A 24,679-nucleotide genomic window follows, 5' to 3' on the forward strand; every position below is an offset into this window, starting at 1 on the left:
CTGAGACTTTGCTTTTGCTGCAGTCCCAGGGCTATTGCGTGGCGTTCGCTCTGGCTCAACTGCTGGTAATTCTTCTGTGTCATCTTGGCCTCAATTCTCGGTGTTGCACTTCAGAATTGAGGCCGCCAAGCGATAGCGGCCAATTCGGCTAAACATTAGACCGCACCAGTCAGCCACACGTGTGCCGAGCCATCTGACCAGGTGTGCACCCTGGCGTAGACAGGCTCAGCCCGAACGGCCGGGGGTGGGGAGACGGGAGACGGGCGCGGCGTCAAAATCCGCGCGGTCCCAACACCAGTGCACCCGTGGAACCGGCTTTGCCGGGCCACTGGGTGCGTCCCCCTGCGGGGGAAGGCGCGCAGCGCCTCAGGGGGGTTTCAGTTCTTCCAGGGCAGTTCGCGCGCAGGCCCCTGGATGACAGGCGGCTGGGCGTTGATCTTCTCGCCCGCCAGCACGCGCTCGTACATGCGCAGGTAGTTGCGGGCCATGCGCTCGGCACCGAAGTGATCGACCACATGCTGGTGACAGGCGCGGGCGTCAAAGCGGTTGTTGCGCACCGCCTCGGCCAGCGCGGCGGCTTCGGCCGACAGCACGCCGCAGTGCACCGGCACCAGCTCGGGCAATGCGCCGTAGGGCGTGGAAAACACCGGGCAGCCGAAGTACAGGCTTTCGATCACGGCCAGGCCAAAGGGCTCGTGCCAGCGCACCGGAAAGATCAGACCGCGCGAGGCATTGAGCAGGCTGGTCTTCTGCGTGCCGCCCACCATGCCGTGAAAGTGGATCTTGCGCGACAGCGTCCAGCGAAAGCCGCGCTTGAAGTTGATGCGGTCTCCGCCCAGCACGTCCAGCTCCACGCCAGCCATCTTGGCCACCTTGATCGCGCCGCGCACGTTCTTCACGCCCCAGGCCGCCTTGCCCAGAAAGTGGTAGTGGGGCCGTGGGCGGTCAAAGTCCACAGGGCCATAACCGCTCCAATCGAGTCCGTTGTAGACAAACTCGGTGGAACCGTAACGCGCGGCGTGGTCACGCGAGAGGAACACGGTGTTCAGCGGCAGCGGCTTGGGCTTGCGCGCGTTGCCGTGCTCCGTGACCAGATAGGGCCGGCTCAGCTCGGTGCGGGGGTTGAACTGGAAATGCGCAATGTCTACATCGGCGGGGATCTGCCCTTCCCACGGCGCATCCGGGCGGATGGGCAGCACATGGCCGAAGTCGCAGCTGGAGCCGTCGGGCACCAGATAGCTCACGCGGTGGCCCAACTGGACCAGTGTCTTGCCCAGATCCCAGATCACACGCTCGGTACCGCCGTAGCCGTAGACGGGAATGGGGGAGTTGTTGATGAGCAGAATGTGCATAGGGAAATCTCTCGTCTCAGTTTTCCATGGCGCTAAGCGACACCCGCAATGCATGAAACCGGCGCGCTCCAAGCCAGCGCCCCCGTGCAAGGGCCGCCCCGCCGCACTGGGGGCGTCCCCCTCCCGCCTTGCGCAGCAAGGCGAGAGAGGGGGAAGGCGCGAAGCGACTCAGGGGGTGCTTCATCTAAAGCGGTCTTGGGCAGCCCATGCGCGTGCGCCGCTCGTGCAGGGCCGCCAGCACCAGGGGGCACATGAAGAGGTAGAACATGTTGCCGCTGTTGTGAGCCAGAAACACCTGCGTGAGCCCAAAACCGATGTACGACAGGGGCACCATCACACCCACCAGGCACAGCGAGAGCGACTCCTTGTCCATCTTGCCGGCACCGTCGCGAATGCGCCGCGCCGTGGGCCAGAACATCGCCAGCGGAATGCCATAGAACGCCATGAGCAGCAGCACGCCAGGCAGCCCGCGTTTGGCAAACAGGTCCAGGATTTCGTTGTGCGCGTGCCCAAATTCGAGCACCACGGGATGCGCCAGCCCGGCGGCCACGCGCCGGGCCTTCTCGTCGGTGTATCCGGCCCGGCCCCAGCCGGTGAAGGGCCGGTCCCAGCCCATCTGCCACGCCAGGCGCCAATGCGCCAGCCGCTGGCCGACCGAGCTGCGGCCGTCACCGTGGTCCTTGTAGACCTGCACTTCCTGGCGCGCCTCGTCCACCCGCTGCTCCACCGCAGGCACCTGCGACAGCGCCGCCGCCGCCAGCGCCAGCGCACACAGGCCCCAGTACACGCGCCGCTGCCCGGTGGTGCGCACCAGCAGCCAGGCACACACGGGCAGCAAAAGCACCAGCGCCAGCCAGCCGCCGCGCGACTGGGAGAGCACCGAGCCGGCAGCACCCAGCCCGATGGCGCTGGCCAGCAGCAACCGCTGCCACAGGCACCAGCGCTTCCATTGCACGACGAGCAGCAGGCCGCTCATCACGGCCAGCAGCACGCTCAGATTGCCGTACTGGATGGCGTTGGTAAATCCATTGGCACGCGGGAGCTCCATCACGAAGGTCTGGTACAGCGCTACCAGCCCGCTGCCCACTGCGCCGACCGCCACCCCCATCCACAGCCAGGCGGCGCGGGGCTCGAACGTCATCAGGAAAAAGATGCAGGGCAAGGCCAAGAGGTATTTGACCGGCCGATCCATGCTGCCCCAGCCCCAGGTGGCGCCCACATCCAGCATCCACAGTGCAGCCATGCACGAAAAAGCCGCCGTCAGCCACCAGGCGGCACGCGGCGCAGGGCGGCGCCACCACAGCGGCGCGCTGGCCAGCGTGGCCAGCAGCAGCAGCACGGCGCCGTAGGAATAGCCCGAGGGCAGCCACAGCGCCAGCCCCGGGACCATGAACGCGCCGATGCTGGCGCAACGGGAAAACCAGCGGTGGGTATCCTGCGGAGACGTCATCAGCGAATCACCCGCCCCGTCAGGCTGTCGCGGTCGTAGTGCAGGGCGGCGTACCGGAAAAAGCCCTCCAGCGCCACAAACAGGCAGTACAGAAAGCCCGCGCCGCCGCACAAAAAGCCCAGCCGGAACACATACAGACGCAGGAACATCGACCCGCCCGACGCTAGGCCCCGCAAGACCCCGCCGCGTTTGCCCGCCTCCGCCCGCTTGGCGGCACCGAGCATCACGTACTGGGTAAGCTTCTCCAGGCTGCCGCGCACCGTGGTGCGGGAGTAGTGCAGCAGCCGCGCCTTGATGAGGCGACGCGGCACCGCTGCGCCACCGGGCAGGGCATGGAGCTGGGCCTGCTCGTGCACCACCCCGGTGTATTCCTTCACCAGCGCACGCACAAACAGGCGCTCGATCTGCGACTGCGACCGGAAATACTTGAGCTCGTGCCCATAGGCCACCATGCGCCAGCGGATGGTCCACACTGCCTGCTCGCCCGAACGGACGATGGCCTGCAGTTCCTGCGCAAACGCGGGTGTCATCACCTCGTCAGCGTCGAGGAAAAACACATAGTCGCCGCGCGAATGCGCCAGCAACCGGTTGCGCTGCACGGCAAAGCCCTGCCAGTCGGGATAGCTGTGGACTTCGGCGCCCAGGCTTTGGGCGATGGCCACGGTGTTGTCCGTGCTGCCGCTGTCCACCACCAGCAGCTGGTCGGCGAACGCGGCGCTTTTCAGGCAGGCCTCAATACGGTGCGCCTCGTTGTGGGTCAGCACCGCCACGGTCAACGTGGGCGGCGCCGATGCGCCGCCGGTTCCCACGGGCATCAATCAGTGGCCAGCGTGTACGTGCTCGCCCGCCTTCAGGCGGTACACCGTGCCACAGTACGGGCACTTGGCCTCGCCGGTGCGGGCCACGTCCAGGTACACCTTGGGGTGGCTGTTCCAGATTTTCATATCGGCCTTGGGGCTGGGGCAGAAAACCCCACCCTGGGCATTGAGGTCCTTGGCCAGGAGTTCGATGGCGGCTTGGGACATGGTGTTCAGACTTTCGCGAGCCAGTGGGCGTAGTTGGAGTTGCGGCCGTTGACGATGTCAAAGAAGGCGCTCTGGATTTTTTCGGTGATCGGGCCGCGTGATCCGCTGCCCAGCTCGATCCGGTCGAGTTCGCGGATGGGGGTCACTTCAGCCGCCGTGCCGGTGAAGAAGGCTTCGTCGGCGATGTACACCTCGTCGCGCGTGATGCGCTTTTGCACGATCTCCAGGCCCAGGTCCTTGGCGATGTGGAACACGGTGTTGCGGGTGATGCCGTTGAGGGCACCGGCCGACAGGTCGGGCGTGTAGATCACGCCGTTCTTGATGACAAAGATGTTTTCGCCCGCACCTTCGGACACAAAACCCGAGCTGTCGAGCAGCAGTGCTTCGTCGTAGCCGTCGTCCAGCGCTTCCATGTTGGCGAGGATGGAATTGGTGTAGTTGCTCACCGCCTTGGCCTGCGTCATGGTGATGTTGACGTGGTGGCGGGTGTAGCTGCTGGTCTTGACGCGGATGCCGCGCTTCATGCCTTCTTCGCCCAGGTAGGCGCCCCAGGCCCAGGCGGCCACCATGAGGTGGATCTGGTTGCCCTTGGGCGAAACACCCAGCTTTTGCGAGCCGATCCAGGTCAATGGACGCAGATAGCAGGATTCGAGCTTGTTTTCACGCACCACAGCCTTCTGGGCTTCGTTCACTTCTTCCTTGGTGAACGGGATCTTCATGCGCAAGATCTTGGCGCTGTTGAAGAGGCGGTCAGTGTGCTCTTCCAGGCGGAAGATCGCCGTGCCGTTGGCCGTGTGGTACGCGCGCACGCCTTCGAAGGCGCCGCAGCCGTAGTGCAGGGTGTGGGTCAGCACATGGATCTTGGCGTCGCGCCAATCGACCATCTGGCCGTCCATCCAGATCTTGCCGTCACGGTCGGCCATCGAGGGAACTACGGGGCTCATGGGAATCCTTTGGTTGCTGTGGGTCGCAAAACCGGGATTTTACGGGGCCGCAGCGGGCCAGGAACCGGGGCACCAGGGTGCAGTGCAGCAAATGGTGCCCCGCCAAGGGCAAGGGCCTGTGCAGCGGTCAGCCTTGGGGGGGAGTGGCGGCCGCTTCGCCCTCCGGCCGCACCAGCGTCCATTTCACCAATTTGCCATGGCGAAACTCGCAGGTCACATGCGACTGGGTGCCGTCTGTCCAGCGGTACACCTCGGGGTCAGCGCCCTCGGGCGACAGCAGTTCCCCCAGCGCCTGCGTCATGGCCACCACATGCATCAGGTTCACGCCCTCAACCAGCCGGGCATTGAGCATGACCGCACTGCCCACATAGCCGATGGGGCGCTTGGCGGCCTTCTTCATCACATTCACCAGCCGCGTGAAATGCAGCAGGGCCCACATAACCAGCCCGCCCACCACGGCCGCCACACCGGCCCAGCCGTAGGCTGTAAAACCAAACCCGACCAGGGCCACCGCCCCCAGGGGCACCAGGATATTGCGCAGATTCATAGGCTGGGATTGTCTTACGGCCTCAACCGTATGTGGCTGTGGGCATTGCTTACAAGCCCCGCACCACGTTCATGGCCTCTTCCACCCGCTCCACCGCGTGGATGGTCAGCCCCTCAATGGGTTTCTTGGGCGCATTGGCCTTGGGCACCACGGCCACACTGAAACCGAGCTTGGCAGCTTCCTTCAGGCGCTCCTGGCCGCGGGGCGCGGGCCGCACCTCGCCCGCCAGCCCCACCTCGCCAAACGCCAGAAAGCCGCGCGGCAGCGCCTTGCCGCGCAGGCTGGAGGTGATGGACAGCATCACCGCCAGGTCGGCCGCTGGCTCGCTGATGCGCACGCCGCCCACGGCATTCACGAACACGTCCTGGTCCATGCACGCAACCCCCGCGTGGCGGTGCAGCACGGCCAGCAGCATGGCCAAGCGGTCCTTGTCCAGGCCCACGGACAGGCGCCGGGGGCTGGGGCCACCGCTGTCCACCAGGGCCTGGATCTCCACCAGCAGCGGGCGTGTGCCCTCCAGCGTCACCATCACGCAGCTGCCGGGCACGGGCTCGGAATGCTGGCTCAAAAAAATGGCGCTGGGGTTGCTCACGCCCTTGAGGCCTTTCTCGGTCATCGCAAACACACCGATTTCGTTGACCGCGCCGAAGCGGTTCTTGATGGCCCGCACCAGGCGGAACTGGCTGTGCGTGTCGCCTTCGAAGTACAGCACCGTGTCCACCATGTGCTCCAGCACGCGCGGCCCCGCCAGCGCACCCTCCTTGGTCACATGGCCCACCAGCACGATGGCCACGCCCGAGGCCTTGGCACAACGCGTGAGGTGCGCCGCACATTCGCGCACCTGCGCCACGGAGCCGGGCGCGGACGTGAGCTGGTCCGAGTACACGGTCTGGATCGAGTCGATCACGGCCACCGCAGGCTGCATGGACTCGATGGTCGCCAGGATCTTTTCGAGCTGAATTTCGGCCAGCACGTTGACCTGGCTATGGTCCAGCCCCAGGCGGCGCGAGCGCAGGGCCACCTGGGCACCGCTTTCCTCACCCGTCACATACAAGGTGGGCAGCCCTGCGCGCTGAAGCGCATCCAGCGCCTGCAGCAGCAGCGTGGATTTGCCGATGCCCGGGTCGCCACCGATCAGTACCACGCCGCCTTCCACGATGCCACCGCCCAGCACCCGGTCCAGCTCATCGATGCCGCTGGGCGTGCGCTCCACATCGCTGGCCTCGATGGCCGACAGCGGCATCACGGCCTGCGCCTGGGCCAGGCCCGCAAACTGCGAGCCGCTGTAACGGTTCTTGCCCGGCCCGGCCTCGGCCACCTGCTCGATCAGCGTGTTCCAGGCACCGCAGGCCGGGCATTTGCCCAGCCAGCGCGGGCTGGTACCGCCGCATTCGGTGCAGGTGAACGTGGTTTTTTCTTTGGCCATGGTGGGTGGGTGTGGGCAGACTCAAAAGCGGGGCAGCCGACTATAGCGGCCATGCCCACTGGAATAGCAACAGCCCGTACGATGGCGGGCTTGGCACTGCCGCATGGAGTTCAGATTGCAGACACCCGTCAACCCTTTCAAACAGGCCATGGCCCAGGGCCAAGCACAAATCGGCCTGTGGCTGGCCCTGGCCGATGCTTACAGCGCAGAAATCATCGCGGGCACCGGCTACGACTGGCTGCTGGTCGATGGCGAACATGCGCCCAATGACCTGCGCTCCATCCTGCATCAGCTGCAGGCCATTGCCAGCGCCAGCAGCGCCCTGCCGCCCGGCGCGCAGGCGCCCCACCCCATTGCGCGCGTGCCCGTGGGCGACACGGCACTGATCAAACAGTACCTGGATATCGGCGCCCAAACCCTGCTGGTGCCCATGGTGGACACCGCCGAGCAGGCCCAGCAGCTGGTGCGCGCCACACGCTATGCGCCCGAGGGCGTGCGCGGCATGGGCAGCGCGCTGGCCCGCTCGTCGCGCTGGCAGGCCTACCCCCAGTATGTGCACGAGGCCAACCAGCAGATCTGCTTGCTGGTGCAGGCCGAAACGGTGGAAGCCATGGCCAACCTTGATGCGATTGCCGCCACGCCCGGCGTGGATGGCGTGTTCATCGGCCCGGCAGACCTGTCGGCTTCCATGGGCCACCCCGGCAACCCAGGGCACCCTGACGTGCAGGCCGCCATCCACGACGGCATCACCCGCATCCTCCGTGCAGGCAAGGCGCCAGGCATCCTGGCCACCACCGAATCCCAGGCGCGCCAGTGGCTGGCGGCGGGCGCACTGTTTGTGGCCGTGGGCGTGGACACCATGCTGCTGGCCAGCGCTGCGCAGAATCTGCTGGCGCGCTTTCGCGCCGACGCTGGGGGCACACCAGCGCGCCCTGCGGGCTACTGAAGCCCACAAGACACCACACACCGATTCACCACGACACTCACCGGAAGACAAAGGCACGACCACCATGAAAGTTTGTATTTACGGCGCAGGCGCCATCGGAGGTTGGCTGGGTGTGGCCCTGGCGCAAGCGGGCCACCCGGTCAGCATGGTGGCGCGCGGCGACACGCTGCGCGCCCTGCAGGCCGACGGGCTGCGCATGCGGCGCGCGGACGGCTCGCTGGCGCAAGTCGCCGTCACAGCCCACAGCGACCCGGCCGCACTCGGCGTGCAGGACCTCGTCGTGGTCGCCGTCAAGGCCCCGGGCCTGCCCGACGTGGCGCGCGCCATGGCGCCGCTGATTGGGCCGGACACCATCGTGCTCACCGCCATGAACGGCGTGCCGTGGTGGTTTCTCGACGGCTTTGGCGGCGCCGCGCAAGGCCATGCCCTCGAATCCGTGGACGCGGGGGGCGTGATTGCCCAGGCCATCCCTGCGCGCCATGTGGTGGGCAGCGTGGTGCACACCAGCTGCTCGCTCGAAGCGCCGGGTTTCGTCAAACAGCATTTCGGCAACCGCCTCATCGTGGGCGAGCCGAACGGCAGCCAGAGCGCGCGCCTGCAAGCGCTGGCCGACACGCTGCAGCGCGGTGGCATCGATGTAGAGGTGAGCAGCTGCATCCAGAAGGACATCTGGTTCAAGCTGTGGGGCAACCTCACCATGAACCCCATCAGCGCGCTCACCGGCGCCACCACCGACCGCATCCTCGACGACGACCTGGTGCGCGGCTTTGTGAGCGCCGTGATGCTGGAAGCCAAGGCCATCGGCGACAAGCTGGGCCTGCCGATTGACCAGCAGCCCGAGGACCGCCACGCCGTCACGCGCAAGCTGGGCGCGTTCAAGACCTCGATGCTGCAGGACGTGGAAGCGAACAAGCCGATGGAGATCGACGCCCTGGTGGGCGCGGTGCGCGAGCTGGGGCAGATCACCAGCACGCCCACCCCCCACACCGACGCGCTGCTGGGCCTGGTGCGGCTGATGGCACGCACGCGCAAGCTTTACTGAAAAATTCAAGCCAAGTTGGCCTCCAGCGCTTATCCAAAAAGCGCTTATAGCTACTCAATTTATAGCAAACAACCAATGACCAACCTGACCCTTTACTACACCCCTGGCACCTGCGCGCAAGCCGTGCGCATCGGCCTGGAAGAAGCGGGCGCTCCCTATGACCTTGTGCGCGTGGACTTTGCCGCTGCCCAGCAACGCACGCCCGAGTACCTGGCCGTCAACCCCAAGGGCCGCGTCCCCGCGCTGGTCACGCCACACGGCACTTTGACCGAAACACCCGCGCTGCTGGCTTATGTGGCACAGAGCTTTCCCGAGGCACGCCTGGCCCCCACAGATGCCCATGGCTTTGCACGCATGCAGGAGTTCCACAGCTACCTCGCCTCCACCGTGCACATCGCCCACGCCCACCGTCCCCGCGCCAGCCGCTGGGCCGACGAGCCCGACGCCATTGCCGCCATCCAGCGCAAGGTGCCGCAGAACATGACCGAGTGCTTCCACCTCATCGAAAGCCACTATCTGCCTGGCGCGGACCAGGGCCCCTGGGTCATGGGCGAGCAGTACACCGTGGCAGACGGGTACCTGTTCACCATCGGCACCTGGCTGAAAAGCGACGGCGTGGACATCGCATCGTTCCCCAAGGTGTTTGCACACACACAGCGCATGCTGGAGCGCCCGGCGGTGCAGCGCGCGCTGGCCTGATACGCCCATTGCGGACACAAAAAAGCCCTGGTGCTTTTGCAGCGCCGGGGCTTTTTTAATGGGTATCCGAGATCAATTGACCTTCAGATAACGCCAGTCGATGCGGTTGTCCGCCCGGTGGATGATCTCCACCTTCTTCGTCCCCGCCCACGGGATCACCTGGTTGTACAGCGGGATGTGCGAGACCAGCTCGTGCTCCTTGATCAGCGCCTGCTCGATCAGGCTGTTACGCGTGGCGGTGTCCGTTTCCTTCTTCACACGCTCGATCAGCGCATCCATCTGCGGGTCCGAAAAGCGGCCCAGGTTGAAGTTGCCATCCCCACCCGCGCCGGGCGAGCGCACCAGCGACTGCAGGCTGTAGAACGCGTCAAACGTGGGCACGCCCCAGCCCAGCAGGTAAATGCTGGCTTCGTTGCGCTGGATCATCGGGAAGTAGGTGGCAAACGGCAGTGAGCGCAGCTTGGCTTTGACGCCCACCTTGGCCCAGTGTGACGTGATCGCCTGGCACAGCTGCTCGTCGTTGATGTAGCGGCCCGCGCTGCAGGCAAAGTCCACCTCAAACCCGTTGGGGTAGCCCGCATCGGCCAGCAGCTTTTGCGCGGCCTTGGGGTCGTAGGGGTAGCGCACATCGGCCTTCTTAGTCCAGCCGTTGACCTGGTTGGCAATCAGCGTGCCCGTGGGCTGGGCCAGGCCGCGCAGCACCACGCGCTGGATGGACTGGATGTCGATCGCCTGGTACAGCGCCTTGCGCACGCGCAGGTCTTTCAGCGGGTTCTTGCCCTTCACATCCGAGCCGGGCAGCTCGTCGCGGAACTGGTCCAGACCCAGGAAGATGGTGCGGTACTCCGGCCCTTCGAGCACCTGCAGGGTGGGCGTCTGCTTGATGCGCGCCAAGTCTTGCAGGCTGGGGTCGATCACAAAGTCAATCTCACCCGACAGCAGCGCCGCCGTGCGCGTGGCGTCGGCCTTGATGGGGGTGTAGACGATCTCGGTCAGGTTGGTGGGGTACTTGCCCTTGCCCCACCAGTTCGGGTTGGGCTCCAGCACCACGCGCTGGTCGGGTGCCCACTGCTTGAGCTGGTACGGGCCGGTGCCCAGCGCATTGCGGTGGGCGTACGTTTCGTCCTTGGTCTTGATGTCCTTGGGCTCGACCGACTTGTTCTTTTCGGCCCAGGCGCGGCTCATGATGCGCAGCTCGGTCAGCTGGTTCACCAGCACCGGGTTGGGCAGGTCGGAGTGGATGTCGATGGTGTAGGCATCGACCTTTTCCACGCGGTCAATGCCCTGGGTGTAGACGGCGAAGTTGGAGGTCTTGGCCTTGGCCCGCTCCAGCGAGAACTTGGCGTCGTCGGCCGTGAACTCGCTGCCGTCGCTGAACTTCACGCCCTTGCGCAAGGTCAGGCGCAGCTGCGTGGGCTTGATGAGCTTCCACTCGGTGGCCAGGGACGGCTCGGGCTTGAAGGTCTTGCTGTTGTATTCGACCAGCGTGTCGTACACCGCGCCGTGCATGGTGTTGTTCACGCCCACGTTCTGGGTGTGGATGTCCCAGGTGGAAATGTCCACCGAGCGGGACCAGCGGAAAGTCTTGGCCTGCACGGCCATCGGAAGCGCCGTGGCCAGCGCGGCCGCGAGCAAGAGGGTCTTGAAACGCATGGGGAATCACTCCAGATCAGTCAGTCCCCCACTATGGCGCAAGTCGCTTCTCCGTGTAACGAACTTGTGTTTGTTAGCTTAGAACCATCACCATGGCCAAACCCATCATCGTGACGGCCGTGCCAGCGTCCAGCACCCGCCAGGCACCGGGCGATGCGAACAGAGGCGCCAGCCAGCGCGAGCCAAACCCGAGGGTCAGGAACCACAAGGCGCTGGCCAGCGAGCCCCCGGCGGCAAAGGTGGCACGGCCCCAGGTGGGGTACGGGGTGGCCATGGTGCCCAGCAGCAGCACGGTGTCCAGGTACACATGCGGGTTCAGCCAGGTCAGCGCCAGCACCGTGAGCACGGTGGTGCGCAGGCTGGCGCCCGGCCCGTTGGCGGACACCAGCAGCTGGGCGGGCTTGAAGGCCCGGCTGGCGGCCTGCACGGCGCAGGCGGCCAGGAAGAGCGCGCCCGCCCAGCGCATGAACTGCGCCCACTCGGGCCGTGCCAGCAGCACCCCGCCCATGCCCCACACCCCCGCCTGCAACAGCACCGCATCGGACAGTGCGCACACCAGCACTACCGGCATCACATGCTCGCGCCGCAGGCCCTGGCGCAGCACGAAGGCGTTTTGCGCGCCAATGGCCATGATCAGAAGTGCCGTCGAAGTGAATCCGTGAAGAAAGGCAGTGGTGCTCATGGGCGTGGATTGTGGGGATCGCAATCGCGTCACGCCAGCTATACTTTTTAACGATCCGTCAAAATGGCTAACGCACCATGCCCCTCGACTCTGCCCAGCTCAACGCCTTTGCCACCGTGATCGACGAGGGCAGCTTCGAGCGGGCCGCTGCCGCGCTGCACGTCACCCGCTCGGCGGTGTCACAGCGCGTGAAACTGCTGGAAGAACGCGTGGGCCAGGTGCTGGTGCGCCGCGCCACGCCCTGCACACCCACCGAAGCCGGGCAGGCGCTGTACCGGCACGCACGCGAAGTGGCACTGAGCGAGTCCGACGCGCTGGCCACCATTGGTGGTGGGCAGCACACGTCCACGCGCCTGGCCATTGGCGTCAATGCCGACTCGCTGGCCACCTGGTTCCCGCACGCCATGGCCCAGGCGGCCGAGGGCCAGAGCATCACCTTCGACATCCATGTGGAGGACCAGGACCATTCAGCCAACCTGCTGCGCGAAGGCCGCGTGATGGCCGCCGTGACGGCCGACCCGCAGCCCGTGCAGGGCTGCAAGGTGCTGCCGCTGGGCACGCTGCGCTACCGGGCGCTGGCCAGCCCCGCGTTCATGCAGCGCTACTTTGCTAAAGGGGTGACCGCTGCTGCGCTGGCTACGGCGCCCATGCTGGTGTTCAACCGCAAGGATGCGCTGCAGGCCCGGTTTGTGGGGCGCATCACGCGCCGCAAACTCACGCCGCCCGTGCACTGGCTGCCCGAGGCGCACGCGTTTGTCATGGCCACCCGGGCCGGACTGGGCTGGGGCATGACGCCCGACCCGATGGTGCAGCACGACCTGGAGGCTGGCACGCTGGTCGAGCTGATTCCAGGCAAGCCGGTGGACGTGCCGCTGTACTGGCAATCCTGGCGCCTGAACGTGCAGGCGCTGCACCACATGACCGAAGCAGTGCAGCGGGCGGCGGGGCTTACCCTGCTGCGCTGAGTAGTCCAGTGAACCTGAAAAATCGACGGTACGCCGGTGCTCCAAGGGGTGCGGGGCTAGGCGCAGGCCGCAGTCAAGGCTGGCCGCCTTGACAAGGACGGCAACGCTGCACTGCGACTCGTGGGGCCCCGGCCCTTTGGGTGAGTGCCTAGCCGCCCCGCATGCGTCGTTGCCGTGCTCGCCGGGTATACAACCCGGCTGCGCCCGCCGCCTAGCATGCGGTGCGGCTAGGTACTCACGTACCGCCGATTTCTCAGGTTCACTGGACTAAGTCTTCGTGGTGGTCGGCGGCGCCGCGCTTCCAGTAGGCAGAGATGCGCATGCGCTTGGCATCCACACCCGGCTTGGCGAGCATGGCGCGGCGCACTGCGGCCATCTCGCTGTGTTCGCCGGCAGCCCAGACAAAACCAGCGCCGGTTGGCAGCGCCAGCGCTTCCACGGCGGCGGGCAGCGCGCTCACCCATTGCAGGTCGAGCTGTGCCGCACTGGCCAGCAAGCGCTGGTCGGCTGGGTTGCTCACCTGGATGCGCACCGTGGCCTGGGTGTGGGCGGGCAGCTCGGCCAGGCGGCGGGCGATCGCGGGCAGCGCGGTTTCGTCGCCCAGCAGCCAGTGCCAGTCAAACCCGGTGGGCACCACCATGCTGCCGCGCGGCCCGGCAATGCCCACCCACTGGCCGACGGCGGCGCTGGCGGCCCAGTCAGTGGCGGGGCCTGCGTCGTGCAGGGCGACTTCGATGTCCAGCTCGCCCGTGGCGGCGTCATAACGTGCGGGGGTGTAGTCGCGCAGCACGGGGCGCGGATCGGGGAAAACCGGGCGCCCGTCCTGCAGGGACGGCAGCGAGGGGCGCTCCTGGCCCGGCTGGGGCAGGATGAGCTTGAGATGGTCGTCAAACCCCGCGCTCACAAACCCGGCCAGCTCGGGCCCGGCCAGGGTGAGCCGCACGAAACCGGGGCTGACGGCGGTGCGCCGCACCACCTGGAGGTGGCGGGCTTGCAAGGGATGGCGGACGCGTTCGACGGCAAGGTGTGCAGCGTCAACCGAGGGAATGGCGGTAGGCAGAGGTGCGTTCATGGCGTAAAATGTTGATTTAGTCAACCAATGATCTGCGCATTGGTTGATTTTGTCAACCACATGTCGCCATGACCACCCACGCACCCGCCGATGTCTTTGAAGCCATGCACGACCTGCTGCATGCCTACCGGGCGCACATGGTGCGCACGATGGCCGCCATCCACCCCGACCTGACGCACAACGAAGTGCGGGCGCTGATGTTCGTGGGGCGCCACCCTGGCACCACGCAGCGCGAACTGGTGGCGCACAGCGGTGCCGACAAGGCACAGGTGGCCCGCATGGTGGGGATGCTGCAGGACAAGGGCTGGCTGGAGAGCGCACCGAACGCCGAGGACAAGCGCAGCCGCTGCCTGCGCCTGAGCGCCCAGGGTGCGGCCCTGCACCAGGCGCTGCGCGACGCCCGCCGGGGGCTGGCGGCGTCGCTGCTCAAGGGGTGTGACGACGCCACGCAGGCCCAGCTGCTCGCCCTGCTGGCACAGGTGCGCAGCAACCTGGACGCCATCGACACCGGCTGCCAGGGCGGCCGGGACTGCCGCAGCTAGCGACGGGAAGGGAGGCGCAGGAGGCCCGCCCCCGCTCCAAGAGGGAAAAATGGTGAAAACCGGGACCTAGCGCTTGATGGTTCTATATTTATAGCTATCATTTTAGTAGCATTCCATCTTTTCCATCACTGCCCCTGGATCACCCGCACTGCCTGGGGCAGCGACTGCACGCCGGGCATGAAATGGTCGATGGTGGCGCCCAGCACCACGGCGCAGACCAGCGCGCCCAGCAGCGGTTTCCAGGTCAGGCGCACGGCAGCCGTGAGCCAGCCCTCGCGCTCCACGCCCACAGCGGCACGGGCGGTGGCCACCGAGAAGGCGATCTCTACCGCCACGGTCAGCAGCACGTCCCAGCCAAAGAACAGCATGGCCAGCGAGCCCGCGCCAAAGATGATCGCCGCGCCGATGAGAAAAATCGCCACCACGGGCACCACCACCACCGCGCCTTCGTCGGCACTGCCAATGGCGTCGGCGGCGCCGCTGGCCAGGTCGCCCAGTGCGCTGGAATCGCTGCCGGAGCCCCCGCTGGACAGGCCCTGCGTCCACGCACCGCCAAAGTCACCGGATGCGCCGCCGCCACCAAAATCACCGCCGCCGGTGCGCGGCAGCGGCACCTGGCCACTGCCACCGCCGGACGACCCGCTGGGCCAGGACACATCGGGCACATCCAGGCTGCTGCCATCGCCCCCTTTGTCCCGATCCGACCGTACCAGCCGCGCCGCCCAGGCCCGCAGCACCAGCAGGTAGCCCAGGTAGCCGACCGAGAGGGTCACGAAATACCGCAGCGCCAGCGACTCCACCCCGAGCAGCATCTGCACATGAGAGGTGCACCACATCAGCAGCAGCGTGAAGCTGCCGATCAGCAGCCCATGCCAGCGCAGGCTGTAGCGCTGCTGCAGGGTGCGCGCCACCGTGCCGTGGTGCGGCATGCGCACGGAGCGCCAGGTGGAGGTTTTCTTCTTGCTGTTGCTGCTGCGGTCGCTGCGGGAAGTGGCCATGGAGGGAACGCCTGCGGTGAAAAGTGGGTGGTCGCCGGCCGCATGTTCGGCCAGAACCGCGCCATTTCACACCAGTTTGCCGCGCCGCTGCAGCCCAGCATACGGCCGTGCGTGAACTTGTCGATGAATCAGGCGTTGCCGTCCACCGACACCGGCACCCGCTGGGCCAGCGCCGTCAGCAGCTCCCAGCTCACGGTGCCCGCAGCGGCGGCCACCTCGTCCACACCCAGCACCGTGCCGTTGCTGGCCTGGCCCCACAGCGTGACTTCCGCGCCAAACCCTGCGGCCACGCCCGCCTGCTGCAGCGGCGTGAGATCCACCGTGATCATGTCCATGCTCACCCGCCCCACCAGCCGCGTACGGATGCCGTTGACCAGCACGGGTGTGCCGGTGTCGCAGTGGCGCGGGTAGCCGTCGGCATAGCCGCAGGCCGCCACGCCAATCAAGAGCGGCCCCTCGGCCGTGAAGCGCGAGCCATAGCCCACGGTGTCGCCCGCCTGCAGCTGCTGCGTAGCGATAAGGCGGGTGGCGAGGGTCATGGTGGGGCGCATGCCCCAGTGTGTGGCGGTGTGCTCCGGGTAGTCGGGGGCGCTGCCATACAGCGCGATGCCGGCCCGCACCCAGTCGGCACGCACGCGTGCGTCCGCCGCATGGCGCAGGGTGGCGGCGCTGTTGCTCAGCGTGCGCTCGCCCGGCAGGTCTTGCGCTGCGGTGTTGAACACGGCCAGCTGGTGCGCCACGCCCCGGGGGCCATCGGCGTCGCTGAAGTGGGTCATGAACGAAATTTCGTCCACCTGCGGCAGCGCATTGAGGCGCGCCCAGGCCGCGCGAAAGCGCTGGGGCGTAAAGCCCAGGCGGTTCATGCCCGAATTCATCTTGAGGAACACACGGTGCGGCACCTGCGTCTTGTGGGCTGCCAGCATGTCGATCTGCTCGTCGCAATGCACTGCGTGCCACAGGCCCAGGCGCGAACACAGCTCCAGGTCGCGCGGCTCGAACACGCCTTCGAGCAGCAGGATGGGCCCGCGCCAGCCCAGGTGGCGCACGCGCTCGGCCTCGGCCAGGTCCAGCAGCGCGAAACCGTCGGCGCCGCGCAGGCCTTCGTACGCGCGCTCGATGCCGTGCCCGTAGGCATTGGCCTTGACCACGGCCCAGACCTTGGCATCAGGGGCCGCCTGTCGAACACGCTCCAGGTTGTGGTGCAGGGCGGCGGTGTGGATGGTGGCGGCAATGGGACGGGGCATGGGGTTTGACCGGGTGGGAAGCACCGGATTCTGGCACCGTGGCCGTTTATCCGCGTGATATAACCGTCCGTCACTTGCCAGGGTCCCCACATTTAACAGGGCATCAGCCGAACTGATGCTGCCACCAGCCATTCGATGAAGCGCGGTTTTTACACCATCATGTCGGCGCAGTTTTTCAGCTCGCTGGCCGACAACGCACTTTTCGTGGCCGCCGTGGAGCTTCTGCGTACAGAAGGTGCCCCCGAGTGGCAGCGCGCCGCCCTGGTGCCCATGTTTGCGCTCTTCTATGTGGTGCTGGCGCCTTTTGTCGGCGCCTTTGCCGACGCCCTGCCCAAAGGCAAGGTCATGTTTGTCAGCAACGCCATCAAGGTGGTGGGCTGCCTCATGATGCTGTTTGGCTCGCACCCGCTCATGGCTTATGCCGTGGTGGGGCTGGGTGCGGCGGCCTACTCGCCCGCCAAGTACGGCATCCTCACCGAGTTGCTACCGGCCTCGCAACTGGTCAAGGCCAATGGCTGGATCGAGGGGCTCACCATTGCGTCCATCATCCTCGGCGTGCTGTTTGGCGGCCAGCTGGTGGGGCAGCACCTGTCGCACATGCTGCTGGGCATCGACATCCCCATGATCGACACCGGCGTGGACACGCCCGCCGAATCCGCCATCGCCGCTCTGATTGCGGTGTATGCGCTGGCGGCCTGGTTCAACACCCGCATCCCGCACACCGGGGTGGAGATGCGCCCCCTGCGCGCCGACCCTTCGCGCAGCGTGCTGGCCAACGCACTCAATCTGCTGCCCGACTTCTGGGCCTGCAACGGCCGCCTGTGGCGCGACAAGCTCGGCCAGATCTCACTGGCCACCACCACCCTGTTCTGGGGCGCAGGCGGCAACCTCAAGTTCATCGTGCTGGCCTGGGCGGCTGTGGCGCTGGGCTACAACACCACGCAGGCCTCGGCCCTCACCGGTGTGGTGGCCATCGGCACGGCCGTCGGCGCGGTGGTGGCGTCCATGCGCATGCGCCTGGACATGGCCACCAAGGTGATCCCGCTGGGCATTGGCATGGGGCTGTTGCTGATCCTGATGGTGTTCATCAGCAACATCTGGCTGGCGATACCCTTCCTCATCCTGCTGGGCGGCCTGGGCGGCTACCTGGTCGTGCCCATGAACGCGCTGCTGCAGCACCGGGGCCACAACCTGATGGGCGCGGGCCGGTCGATTGCTGTGCAGAACTTCAACGAACAGGCCTGCATCCTGGGCCTGGGCGCGTTCTACAGCCTGTCGCTCAAGCTGGGGCTGTCGGTGTTTGGCGCGATCATCACCTTTGGCCTCGTGGTGGCCGGAATCATGTGGATCATCCGCCGCTGGCACCAGCGCAACTGCATCAACTACCGCGACGAAGTGAACCACTTGCTGGACATTGCGCGGCACGATACGCACCATTGAATCCCCCTGAGTCGCCTTCGGCGCCTTCCCCCTGAGGGGGACGCACCCGCTGGCCTGGCAGAGCCAGTTCCACGGGTGCACTGGCCTTGGGGCGTGCCTGTTTTGAGCGCTGTGTGACTTGGCGCAAATTGCTACATAATTTATAGCTTTCAGCGCTTATCCATAAAGCGCTAGAGCCTATTTTTACTCTCAATGCAATCTCCCCTGCCCTTTGCCGCCCTGCTGTTCAACGCTTTCGTCTGGGGCCTGGCGTGGTGGCCGTTTCAGCGCATGCACCAGGCGGGGCTGCATCCGCTGTGGGCCACGGCGTCGATGTACGCCGTGGTGCTGGTGGCGCTGCTGGCCTGGCGGCCGGGGATCCTGGCGCAGGTGCGGGCGCACCCGCAGTTGTGGCTGTTGGCGCTGGCCTCGGGGCTGAACAACGTGGCCTTCAACTGGGCCGTGACCATTGGCGACGTTGTGCGCGTGATCCTGCTGTTCTACCTGATGCCCGCCTGGGCCGTGCTGCTGGCCTGGCGCATTCTGGGCGAGCGCCCCACGCCCTCGGCACTGCTGCGCCTGGCGCTGGCCTTTGCAGGCGTGGTGCTGGTGCTGCTGCCCGAGGGCGCACCCGCCACGCGCCTGCTGCAGAACCTGTCGCTGGCCGATGGCCTGGCCTTGCTGGGCGGCTTCATGTTCGCGCTCACCAACGTCACGCTGCGCCGCCTGCACGCCGTGCCGGGGCCTGCGCGCATGGTCACCATGTTTGGTGGCTGCATGCTGATGGCGCTGGTGGTGGCCTGCATCGGACTGCAAGTGGGTGTGGTGGAGCCTTTCCCTGCCCCCAACAGCACCTGGGTCGTCACCGGCCTGCTGCTGGCGGGGGTGCTCATGCTGGGCAACTGGGCGCTGCAGTTCGGCGCCGCGCGCCTGGCGGCGGGCACCACGGCGCTGGTGATGCTGTCGGAGGTGATGTTTGCCAGCGTGTCGTCGGCCCTGCTGGGCGCCTCCACCCTGAGCACGCGGACCGTGCTGGGTGGGGCGCTGATCCTGCTGGCATCCTTGCTCGCGGCGCTGCAGTTTCGCCGCCCCGGCGCCACGGCCCACTGAGCAGGCCACGCGCCGCACGCGGATTGGCGGCAGGGGCTACCATGGCCCGTCATCCCAACCCCGGAGGTTCCGCATGCCCACCAGCATCTACGACTTTGAAGCCCAGCAGATGAACGGCAAGACCGTGCCCTTGTCGCAATACAAGGACAAGGTGCTGCTCATCGTGAACACCGCCAGCGCCTGCGGCTTCACGCCCCAGTTCGGCGGGCTGGAAGAACTGCACAAGGAATACGCAGACAAAGGCCTCGTCGTGCTGGGTTTTCCCTGCAACCAGTTCGGCAGCCAGGACCCCGGCAGCAACGACGAGATCGCCAGCTTCTGCCAGCTCAACTACGGCGTGAGCTTTCCGATGATGGCCAAGATCGACGTGAATGGCGCCAATGCCTCACCCCTGTACCAGTGGCTGGCCGCCGAAGCCCCGGGCCTGCTGGGCAGCAAGGCGATCAAGTGGAATTTCACCAAGTTCCTGGTCGGCAAGGACGGCCGGGTGATCCGCCGCTATGCGCCGCAGGATGCGCCGAAGAAGCTGGCGGGGGATATCGAGGCAGCGCTGGCGGGTTGATCCCAACGCAGCCATCGATGCATGGTGTTCATCGCACCAGCGGTCGTGGTCGTGGTCGTGGTCGTGCGTCCTATCCCAGACTTGCTGGGGCCCGTTTGACCAACGGCTTTTCGCCCTGGCCCGGCAACCCGAACAGCGGCCGCAACCACCCCACGCGCCGCACCACCGCTGTCAGCCCCCAGCAAAGCCCCACCGTCCCGGCCACCAGGGCCAGCGGCTCCACCACCGGCCCCAGCTGCGCAGGCGCCAGCCACACCACCAGCACGATGATGGCCGTCTGGTGCAGCAGGTACCAGGGGTAGACCGACTCACTGGCCCAGCGCAGCCAGGGCCAGGGCCGATTGAGGCGGTGATGGGCCCAACCCAGGATAGTGAGCAGGGCCGCCCACAGGTACACGTCTGCCAGCACGCGCAGCGGCCAGCGCGCGGCGCGAACGCCGTGCTGCTGCGCCAGGCCCAGCAGACCCAGGTACAGAACCAGCAGCACCAGCGCCAGGCCGAGGGTGCGCCAGCGCAGGCGCACCAGTTCGACCCACAGACCGGCATCCAGCCCGATCCAGTAGCCGTAGACAAACACCGTGAAGTACACGGCGTGCAGCCACCCGTCATGGATCAGGTCGTGCGTGGGCGGCAAATGCGGCCACAGCAGCACCGAATACAGCGCCAGCGGCAGCACGGGCACCACCATCAGTGCAGCGCCCCGCAGCCCGGTGAAGGCTCGGCGCAGGCGCTGCCCGGCGGCGGATTCGGCCAGGGGCAGCAGCGCCGCCAGCACCACGGTGTAGGCCCACAGGTAGGCCAGGTACCACAGGTGGTTCCAGGTGACGCCCGCGTGCCAGCCGTCAAATGCGCCCGGCGGCCAGGTGCTGCCGCTGTAGTAGCGCAGCAGAAAGGCGCCGAAGCCCGGCGCGATGAGCCCGTTCGCCACCCCCTGCGCGTAGGGCTGGTAGGGCACGATGACGGCCATGCCAAAGGCCAGCGGCACCAGCAGGCGCAGGCTGCGCAGCCGCACCAGCCCTGCCACCGACTGCCCCCGCCGGACCAGCCCGAAGGCCAGGCCCGAGACCAGGAACACCAGGTCCATGCGCCAGAGGTTGAGCGCGCGCATGGGCGCCTGCAGCCATTCCGCCGCGTACGGGCTTTTGAGGTGCCAGTGCCAGTCGGCCACGTAATACATGGCCACGTGGTACAGGATGACCAGGGCAAAGGCCAGCGCCCGCAGCGCGTCGATGTCATGGCGGCGGACGGGGGCACAAGAGGGTGTAGACATGGCACAACGCAGACAGGGTGGACACAGGGCCTGATGCTGCGGCCCCGCCCCTTCTCACGGCACCGCCGAGGGACGGGCCGGGGTGCCACTGGGACCAGCGGCGGGCAGGAGGGACGAAAAGAAACCGCCCCGGGGGAAACTCCCGCCCGGCGGCGCACGGCCCTGCCTACACTTGCCACCCATGACCGCCCCCGCGCCCGCCTGGATCGACCGCTACCCCCACGACCGCGCCCTGCGGCGCCGTGCGGAAGTCAGCTTCTGGGCCGTGCTGCTGCTGGTGCAGGCGACCTTCAACACGGTGGTGACCCGGATCGAACTGCGCAGCGCCGGGCGGACCGTGGCCGCGTGGGAGCCACTGCTGTGGGAGCTGACGAGCGCGCTGGTGGTGGCTGCGCTGATCCCGGCCGTGGTGGCGTTCGAGCGGCGCTTTGTGCTGCGCTGGGGCACGCTGCGGCGCCACCTGCCCTGGCATGTGCTGGCCAGCGTGGCCTACTGCACCGTGCACCTGGCGGGCATGTGGGCGCTGCGCCATGCGGGCTATGCGGCCCTGGACGAGCGCTACCAGCCGCCAAGCTGGTGGGCGCAGTGGGGGTATGAATACCTGAAAGACGTGCGCAGCTACGCGCTCACGGTGTGCGCGCTGGTCAGCTACCGCTTCTTGCTGCTGCGCCTGCAGGGCGAGGCGCGCGTGCTGGATGCCCCCGAACCGCCCGCGCCACAGGTGCAGGACGTGCCCGAAACGCCCGCCGCGCAAGCCCCGGCATCAACGCCCGAAACCCCGCACGCCCCGCCCGCACAACGCCCCGAACGCTTCCTGGTGCGCAAGCTGCGCCGCGAGTTCCTGATCGCAGCGGGCGACATCGCCTGGCTGCAGGCCCAGGCCAACTACGTAGGCCTGCATGTGAATGGGCACGACTACCTGCTGCGCTCCACGCTCACCGACTTCCTCACCCAGCTGGACCCGTCACGCTTCGTGCGCGTGCACCGCAGCTACGCGGTCAACCTGGACGCTATCGCCGTGATCGAGCCGCTGGACAGCGGCGACGCGCGCCTGGTGATGAAGGACGGCAGCAGCGTGCCCTGCAGCCGGCGCTACCGGGACGGGCTGGCACCCCGCGCGGGCTAAATACCTCGGGAGCTGTTCAAGCCCCATACCCGACTGCGTTCACAAAACACAACCCTTCACGCTGAGCGTGGACGGCTTGCGGCGATCAAACGCGAATCGATGTCAGTTATTCATTGTGCTGCGCGCCACCCTCCACGCATAAAACTGGCGCGGCCAAGGCCAGCGCCCCCGCGCAAGGGCCGCCCCGCCGCGCTGGGGGCGTCCCCCTCCCGACTCGCGCAGCGAGGAGAGAGAGGGGGAAGGCGCGAAGCGACTCAGGGGGTGCTTCACTTCACGCATTGAGCCCCGGCGTCTGCGCAGCCCCCCATTCGGGCGGGCAGGCGGCCATCTCCGCCTCGACCTTGCGCAGCATGTCGGCCAGGGTCTTGCCGGGCTCCTGGCGGAACTGTTCGTCGAGCACCACCAGGTCCACGATGCGGTCGATGCGAAAACCCCGGAAGTCATTGCGCAGCTCGCACCAGGCCGACAGCGTCCAGACCTTGCCCCAGTAGAAGCAACCCAGTGGGCGCAGGCGGCGCAGGCTGGGGCGGCCGTGTACGTCGGCGTAGTTGATCTGCACCACGTGGCGACTGTGCACCGCCTCGCGCAGGGCCTGCAGGGTGGCCTGCACGCGCGGGTCCAGCCCCACCGATGGCGCATACAGCGCCTGCGCCTCGGCCGCCACGCGGGCAGCGGGGGGCAGCACCGACAGGATCTTGCCCAGCGCCCCCTCGACCTCGCGCGCCAGCCCGGCGTCGAGCCAGGCCTGGGCCAGGCGGGCGGCGGCCACCAGGGCGTTGGCCTCGCCCTGGCTGAACATCAGCGGCGGTAGTTCGAAACCCGCGCCCAGGCGGTAGCCCACACCGGCTTCGCCCTCAATGGGCACGCCCTGGTGCTGGAGGTCCGCCACATCGCGGTAGATGGTGCGCTGCGAGACTTCGAGCCGCTCGGCCAGGAAGGCGGCCGTGGACAAGCGCCGACCCCGGATGAGCTGGACGATCTGAAACAGGCGGTCGGCGCGGCGCATGGTGGTTTATTTTTGCAGAGTTTCAAGGCCCTAGCGCTTATCCATCAAGCGCTACAAGCTATTAATTTTGAAGCAGCACTCCGATATGAATGGCCACCTGGTCCGGGCCCTCGTAGGCCTCGAAGTCGGTGCCAAAGCGGCGTTGCACCTGCGGGTTCTCGGCAAAGTAATGCCAGATGCGCACCCAGGTGTCGATCACCATTTGGGGCATATCGCCCTGGCCGGTAAAGACCAGGTAGTCGCCAGCCTGAATGTCAACGCGGCTGGCGCCGGGTACGACCTGGGCCCCATCGGGGTCGGCCACGGCCACACCGGCGGTCACATCAAAGGCGCCGTGCTCGTTCGACTCGTAGCCGCTGTACACGCCGAAGATGCGTCCATCGTCGCCCCGGCTGGGCAGCTTGCGCTCCCAGCTCTGGCTGAAGAAACGGTTCCACAGGCCTCCGAGGCGCGCGATGGCGGGGTTCACCTCTTCGCTGTTGCGGGTGCGCACGGCGATGCCCGCCACGCTGAAAGCGGGGATATGGATGCTGCTGGGGGTACTTGCCAAGGTGTGCTCCTCTCTGTAGGTGGTTCAGGGGGAGGATGGTGCATGGCAGCTACTGACAACCTGGTGTCAGCAGCCTGTCGGCGCGGGCACTGGCGCCACGGATCGGCCCATAGACCTAACGCGAGACCGGCAGCTCGCACGGGGCTGCCGATGCGCCCCATGGCACGAACCTTCAGCAGCGGGGGCTGTGCGAGGTGGGCCGGTCAGGCAGACGCGCCAGCGGCGGCCAGTCGGCGTGCACGCTCCAGCTGCTGCCCCACAGTGCGGGGCACCATGCCGTACATGTCGGCAAAGGCCTCCAGCGTCTGCCCACTGGCTTCAAAGGCGCGCAGCAGGGCTTCGTCCTTGGCATTGCGGGCTGCCCATTCGGCAAAGGCTTCTTCGAGGATGGCGTTGGCGGCCTCGTCGCGGCTTTGCACCAGCTCGGTATACGCCTCGCGCGTGAGGCCCGAGGCCTCGAACGCGGCAATCATGCGGTTGCGCAGCTTGGGCAGCAGGTCTTCGGTGGCGCGGGCCTTCTTGCGGCGGTAGACCTCCAGGAGCGCGTGGTGCACATGCTCGGGCGCCATGTCTTCCACAGGCTGGCCTTGCAGGTCGTGGCGCTTGTCGCCCGCCGCCACGCTTTGCAGATACCGTGTGGAGCGGGTGTGGATGCCCAGCGCCACCTTGAGCGCTTCACGCTCGAACAGCTCGGGGTGGGCGGCCAGCAGGTCCTGGAAGATGCCGCGCTTGAGCGGGCGGAACACGGCGCCAAACAGATGGGGATAGAGCCCCGCCAGTTGTTCCAGCGCGGGGTGAACACGCTGGGGCGCACGCGGGCCCGGGGCGCCAGCTGGCACGGTGGCGCCCTCGGCCCCCTCCGCGCTCCGGGGCGCCTGGCGCCCGTCAGCATTGCGGCGGTTGCGGCCACCACGGCGCGAGCCCCCTGTGCGCTGGGGGGGGAGCCCCAGCCTCCGTGGGCGCGGCTGCCACAGGCGCTGCCAAGGGTTCGACAGGGGCTGTGTGGGGTTGTTCTTGTGCGGACACGGAGTCGGTCATGGCGGTGCAGT

Annotated in this window: 25 protein-coding genes; 9 read left to right on the forward strand and 16 right to left on the reverse strand. The window is 67.0% G+C overall.

Annotated features, from left to right (window positions below; translation table 11 throughout):
- Positions 1-377: 377 nt before the first annotated feature.
- The 7 genes from NFX52_RS13970 to radA all read right to left on the reverse strand — a co-directional run bounded on the left by NFX52_RS13970 (position 378) and on the right by radA (position 6,744).
- Entirely contained in the window at positions 378-1,352 is a 975-nt protein-coding gene (locus tag NFX52_RS13970) for a glycosyltransferase (RefSeq protein ID WP_055399863.1), read from the reverse strand.
- A 184-nt stretch (positions 1,353-1,536) separates the two neighbouring features.
- On the reverse strand, positions 1,537-2,802 hold the full coding sequence (locus tag NFX52_RS13975) for an O-antigen ligase family protein (RefSeq protein ID WP_252635689.1): 1,266 nt from the start codon (positions 2,800-2,802) through the stop codon (positions 1,537-1,539).
- Entirely contained in the window at positions 2,802-3,617 is an 816-nt protein-coding gene (locus tag NFX52_RS13980; RefSeq protein ID WP_055399868.1) for a glycosyltransferase family 2 protein, read from the reverse strand. The genes NFX52_RS13975 and NFX52_RS13980 overlap by 1 nt, the downstream gene beginning before the upstream one ends.
- A 3-nt stretch (positions 3,618-3,620) precedes the next feature.
- Complete coding sequence (locus NFX52_RS13985; RefSeq protein ID WP_055399857.1) at positions 3,621-3,827, reverse strand: zinc-finger domain-containing protein; 207 nt, start codon at positions 3,825-3,827, stop codon at positions 3,621-3,623.
- A 5-nt stretch (positions 3,828-3,832) separates the two neighbouring features.
- Positions 3,833-4,771 (reverse strand): branched-chain amino acid transaminase, encoded by a 939-nt coding sequence (locus tag NFX52_RS13990; protein WP_055399855.1) that lies wholly within the window; start codon positions 4,769-4,771, stop codon positions 3,833-3,835.
- A gap of 127 nt (positions 4,772-4,898) precedes the next feature.
- Positions 4,899-5,318, reverse strand: coding sequence for a hypothetical protein (locus tag NFX52_RS13995; RefSeq protein WP_055399853.1), 420 nt, complete (start codon positions 5,316-5,318; stop codon positions 4,899-4,901).
- Between the two features lie 49 nt (positions 5,319-5,367).
- On the reverse strand, positions 5,368-6,744 hold the full coding sequence (gene radA, locus NFX52_RS14000; protein WP_055399851.1) for a DNA repair protein RadA: 1,377 nt from the start codon (positions 6,742-6,744) through the stop codon (positions 5,368-5,370).
- A gap of 115 nt (positions 6,745-6,859) precedes the next feature.
- Here radA and hpaI point away from each other — a divergent pair, with 115 nt between their 5' ends.
- The 3 genes from hpaI to NFX52_RS14015 all read left to right on the forward strand — a co-directional run bounded on the left by hpaI (position 6,860) and on the right by NFX52_RS14015 (position 9,431).
- Positions 6,860-7,690: a 4-hydroxy-2-oxoheptanedioate aldolase gene (gene hpaI / locus NFX52_RS14005; protein WP_055399867.1), complete on the forward strand. Its 831-nt coding sequence runs from the start codon at positions 6,860-6,862 to the stop codon at positions 7,688-7,690.
- A gap of 64 nt (positions 7,691-7,754) precedes the next feature.
- Positions 7,755-8,732, forward strand: a complete 978-nt coding sequence (locus NFX52_RS14010; protein ID WP_055399849.1) for a 2-dehydropantoate 2-reductase — start codon at positions 7,755-7,757, stop codon at positions 8,730-8,732.
- A gap of 75 nt (positions 8,733-8,807) precedes the next feature.
- Positions 8,808-9,431, forward strand: coding sequence for a glutathione S-transferase family protein (locus tag NFX52_RS14015; protein ID WP_055399847.1), 624 nt, complete (start codon positions 8,808-8,810; stop codon positions 9,429-9,431).
- Between the two features lie 72 nt (positions 9,432-9,503).
- Here NFX52_RS14015 and NFX52_RS14020 read toward each other — a convergent pair whose 3' ends face one another.
- The gene (locus NFX52_RS14020; RefSeq protein WP_055399845.1) at positions 9,504-11,084 is read right to left on the reverse strand and encodes an ABC transporter substrate-binding protein; all 1,581 of its coding nucleotides are present in this window, start codon (positions 11,082-11,084) and stop codon (positions 9,504-9,506) included.
- Positions 11,085-11,157: 73 nt separating this feature from the next.
- On the reverse strand, positions 11,158-11,766 hold the full coding sequence (locus NFX52_RS14025) for a LysE/ArgO family amino acid transporter (RefSeq protein ID WP_055399843.1): 609 nt from the start codon (positions 11,764-11,766) through the stop codon (positions 11,158-11,160).
- A 77-nt stretch (positions 11,767-11,843) separates the two neighbouring features.
- Here NFX52_RS14025 and NFX52_RS14030 point away from each other — a divergent pair, with 77 nt between their 5' ends.
- Positions 11,844-12,731 carry a LysR family transcriptional regulator ArgP gene (locus NFX52_RS14030; protein WP_055399839.1) on the forward strand — a complete coding sequence of 296 codons (888 nt, stop codon included), beginning with the start codon at positions 11,844-11,846 and terminating at the stop codon, positions 12,729-12,731.
- A gap of 259 nt (positions 12,732-12,990) precedes the next feature.
- Here NFX52_RS14030 and NFX52_RS14035 read toward each other — a convergent pair whose 3' ends face one another.
- A complete protein-coding gene (locus NFX52_RS14035) occupies positions 12,991-13,803 on the reverse strand; it encodes a siderophore-interacting protein (RefSeq protein WP_055399837.1) in 813 nt (270 codons plus the stop codon).
- A gap of 68 nt (positions 13,804-13,871) precedes the next feature.
- Here NFX52_RS14035 and NFX52_RS14040 point away from each other — a divergent pair, with 68 nt between their 5' ends.
- Positions 13,872-14,345 (forward strand): MarR family winged helix-turn-helix transcriptional regulator, encoded by a 474-nt coding sequence (locus tag NFX52_RS14040; protein ID WP_055399835.1) that lies wholly within the window; start codon positions 13,872-13,874, stop codon positions 14,343-14,345.
- Positions 14,346-14,470: 125 nt separating this feature from the next.
- Here NFX52_RS14040 and NFX52_RS14045 read toward each other — a convergent pair whose 3' ends face one another.
- Together NFX52_RS14045 and alr are read right to left on the reverse strand one after the other, a co-directional pair.
- Complete coding sequence (locus tag NFX52_RS14045) at positions 14,471-15,343, reverse strand: hypothetical protein (protein ID WP_055399833.1); 873 nt, start codon at positions 15,341-15,343, stop codon at positions 14,471-14,473.
- Between the two features lie 128 nt (positions 15,344-15,471).
- Positions 15,472-16,587: an alanine racemase gene (gene alr / locus NFX52_RS14050; RefSeq protein WP_055399831.1), complete on the reverse strand. Its 1,116-nt coding sequence runs from the start codon at positions 16,585-16,587 to the stop codon at positions 15,472-15,474.
- Between the two features lie 135 nt (positions 16,588-16,722).
- Here alr and lplT point away from each other — a divergent pair, with 135 nt between their 5' ends.
- From lplT to NFX52_RS14065, 3 genes are all read left to right on the forward strand, one after another.
- Positions 16,723-18,027: a lysophospholipid transporter LplT gene (gene lplT, locus NFX52_RS14055; RefSeq protein WP_055399829.1), complete on the forward strand. Its 1,305-nt coding sequence runs from the start codon at positions 16,723-16,725 to the stop codon at positions 18,025-18,027.
- 192 nt (positions 18,028-18,219) lie between these two features.
- Entirely contained in the window at positions 18,220-19,116 is an 897-nt protein-coding gene (locus NFX52_RS14060; RefSeq protein ID WP_055399827.1) for a DMT family transporter, read from the forward strand.
- A 73-nt stretch (positions 19,117-19,189) separates the two neighbouring features.
- The gene (locus NFX52_RS14065; RefSeq protein WP_055399822.1) at positions 19,190-19,678 is read left to right on the forward strand and encodes a glutathione peroxidase; all 489 of its coding nucleotides are present in this window, start codon (positions 19,190-19,192) and stop codon (positions 19,676-19,678) included.
- A gap of 70 nt (positions 19,679-19,748) precedes the next feature.
- Here the strand turns inward: NFX52_RS14065 and NFX52_RS14070 are convergent, their stop codons facing one another.
- On the reverse strand, positions 19,749-20,948 hold the full coding sequence (locus NFX52_RS14070; protein ID WP_055399820.1) for an acyltransferase family protein: 1,200 nt from the start codon (positions 20,946-20,948) through the stop codon (positions 19,749-19,751).
- Positions 20,949-21,129: 181 nt separating this feature from the next.
- On the opposite strand from NFX52_RS14070, the gene NFX52_RS14075 reads away from it, so the two are divergent.
- The gene (locus tag NFX52_RS14075; protein WP_055399818.1) at positions 21,130-22,074 is read left to right on the forward strand and encodes a LytTR family DNA-binding domain-containing protein; all 945 of its coding nucleotides are present in this window, start codon (positions 21,130-21,132) and stop codon (positions 22,072-22,074) included.
- A 271-nt stretch (positions 22,075-22,345) separates the two neighbouring features.
- Here the strand turns inward: NFX52_RS14075 and NFX52_RS14080 are convergent, their stop codons facing one another.
- From NFX52_RS14080 to NFX52_RS14090, 3 genes are all read right to left on the reverse strand, one after another.
- A complete protein-coding gene (locus NFX52_RS14080; protein ID WP_055399814.1) occupies positions 22,346-23,080 on the reverse strand; it encodes a helix-turn-helix transcriptional regulator in 735 nt (244 codons plus the stop codon).
- Between the two features lie 61 nt (positions 23,081-23,141).
- A complete protein-coding gene (locus NFX52_RS14085; protein ID WP_055399809.1) occupies positions 23,142-23,630 on the reverse strand; it encodes a GyrI-like domain-containing protein in 489 nt (162 codons plus the stop codon).
- A 203-nt stretch (positions 23,631-23,833) separates the two neighbouring features.
- Positions 23,834-24,469 carry a ProQ/FINO family protein gene (locus NFX52_RS14090; RefSeq protein ID WP_252635690.1) on the reverse strand — a complete coding sequence of 212 codons (636 nt, stop codon included), beginning with the start codon at positions 24,467-24,469 and terminating at the stop codon, positions 23,834-23,836.
- Positions 24,470-24,679 lie beyond the last annotated feature (210 nt).

Source organism: Acidovorax facilis (assembly GCF_023913775.1).
In the GTDB taxonomy this organism is placed as follows: domain Bacteria; phylum Pseudomonadota; class Gammaproteobacteria; order Burkholderiales; family Burkholderiaceae_C; genus Acidovorax; species Acidovorax facilis.

Coding starts and splice junctions, on each gene's coding strand:
- NFX52_RS13970 (WP_055399863.1), bottom strand. CDS start 1,352: ATGCACATTCTGCTCATCAACAACTCCCCCATTCCCGTCTACGGCTAC.
- NFX52_RS13975 (WP_252635689.1), bottom strand. CDS start 2,802: ATGACGTCTCCGCAGGATACCCACCGCTGGTTTTCCCGTTGCGCCAGC.
- NFX52_RS13980 (WP_055399868.1), bottom strand. CDS start 3,617: ATGCCCGTGGGAACCGGCGGCGCATCGGCGCCGCCCACGTTGACCGTG.
- NFX52_RS13985 (WP_055399857.1), bottom strand. CDS start 3,827: ATGTCCCAAGCCGCCATCGAACTCCTGGCCAAGGACCTCAATGCCCAG.
- NFX52_RS13990 (WP_055399855.1), bottom strand. CDS start 4,771: ATGAGCCCCGTAGTTCCCTCGATGGCCGACCGTGACGGCAAGATCTGG.
- NFX52_RS13995 (WP_055399853.1), bottom strand. CDS start 5,318: ATGAATCTGCGCAATATCCTGGTGCCCCTGGGGGCGGTGGCCCTGGTC.
- radA (WP_055399851.1), bottom strand. CDS start 6,744: ATGGCCAAAGAAAAAACCACGTTCACCTGCACCGAATGCGGCGGTACC.
- NFX52_RS14010 (WP_055399849.1), top strand. CDS start 7,755: ATGAAAGTTTGTATTTACGGCGCAGGCGCCATCGGAGGTTGGCTGGGT.
- NFX52_RS14015 (WP_055399847.1), top strand. CDS start 8,808: ATGACCAACCTGACCCTTTACTACACCCCTGGCACCTGCGCGCAAGCC.
- NFX52_RS14020 (WP_055399845.1), bottom strand. CDS start 11,084: ATGCGTTTCAAGACCCTCTTGCTCGCGGCCGCGCTGGCCACGGCGCTT.
- NFX52_RS14025 (WP_055399843.1), bottom strand. CDS start 11,766: ATGAGCACCACTGCCTTTCTTCACGGATTCACTTCGACGGCACTTCTG.
- NFX52_RS14030 (WP_055399839.1), top strand. CDS start 11,844: ATGCCCCTCGACTCTGCCCAGCTCAACGCCTTTGCCACCGTGATCGAC.
- NFX52_RS14035 (WP_055399837.1), bottom strand. CDS start 13,803: ATGAACGCACCTCTGCCTACCGCCATTCCCTCGGTTGACGCTGCACAC.
- NFX52_RS14040 (WP_055399835.1), top strand. CDS start 13,872: ATGACCACCCACGCACCCGCCGATGTCTTTGAAGCCATGCACGACCTG.
- NFX52_RS14045 (WP_055399833.1), bottom strand. CDS start 15,343: ATGGCCACTTCCCGCAGCGACCGCAGCAGCAACAGCAAGAAGAAAACC.
- alr (WP_055399831.1), bottom strand. CDS start 16,587: ATGCCCCGTCCCATTGCCGCCACCATCCACACCGCCGCCCTGCACCAC.
- lplT (WP_055399829.1), top strand. CDS start 16,723: ATGAAGCGCGGTTTTTACACCATCATGTCGGCGCAGTTTTTCAGCTCG.
- NFX52_RS14060 (WP_055399827.1), top strand. CDS start 18,220: ATGCAATCTCCCCTGCCCTTTGCCGCCCTGCTGTTCAACGCTTTCGTC.
- NFX52_RS14065 (WP_055399822.1), top strand. CDS start 19,190: ATGCCCACCAGCATCTACGACTTTGAAGCCCAGCAGATGAACGGCAAG.
- NFX52_RS14070 (WP_055399820.1), bottom strand. CDS start 20,948: ATGTCTACACCCTCTTGTGCCCCCGTCCGCCGCCATGACATCGACGCG.
- NFX52_RS14075 (WP_055399818.1), top strand. CDS start 21,130: ATGACCGCCCCCGCGCCCGCCTGGATCGACCGCTACCCCCACGACCGC.
- NFX52_RS14080 (WP_055399814.1), bottom strand. CDS start 23,080: ATGCGCCGCGCCGACCGCCTGTTTCAGATCGTCCAGCTCATCCGGGGT.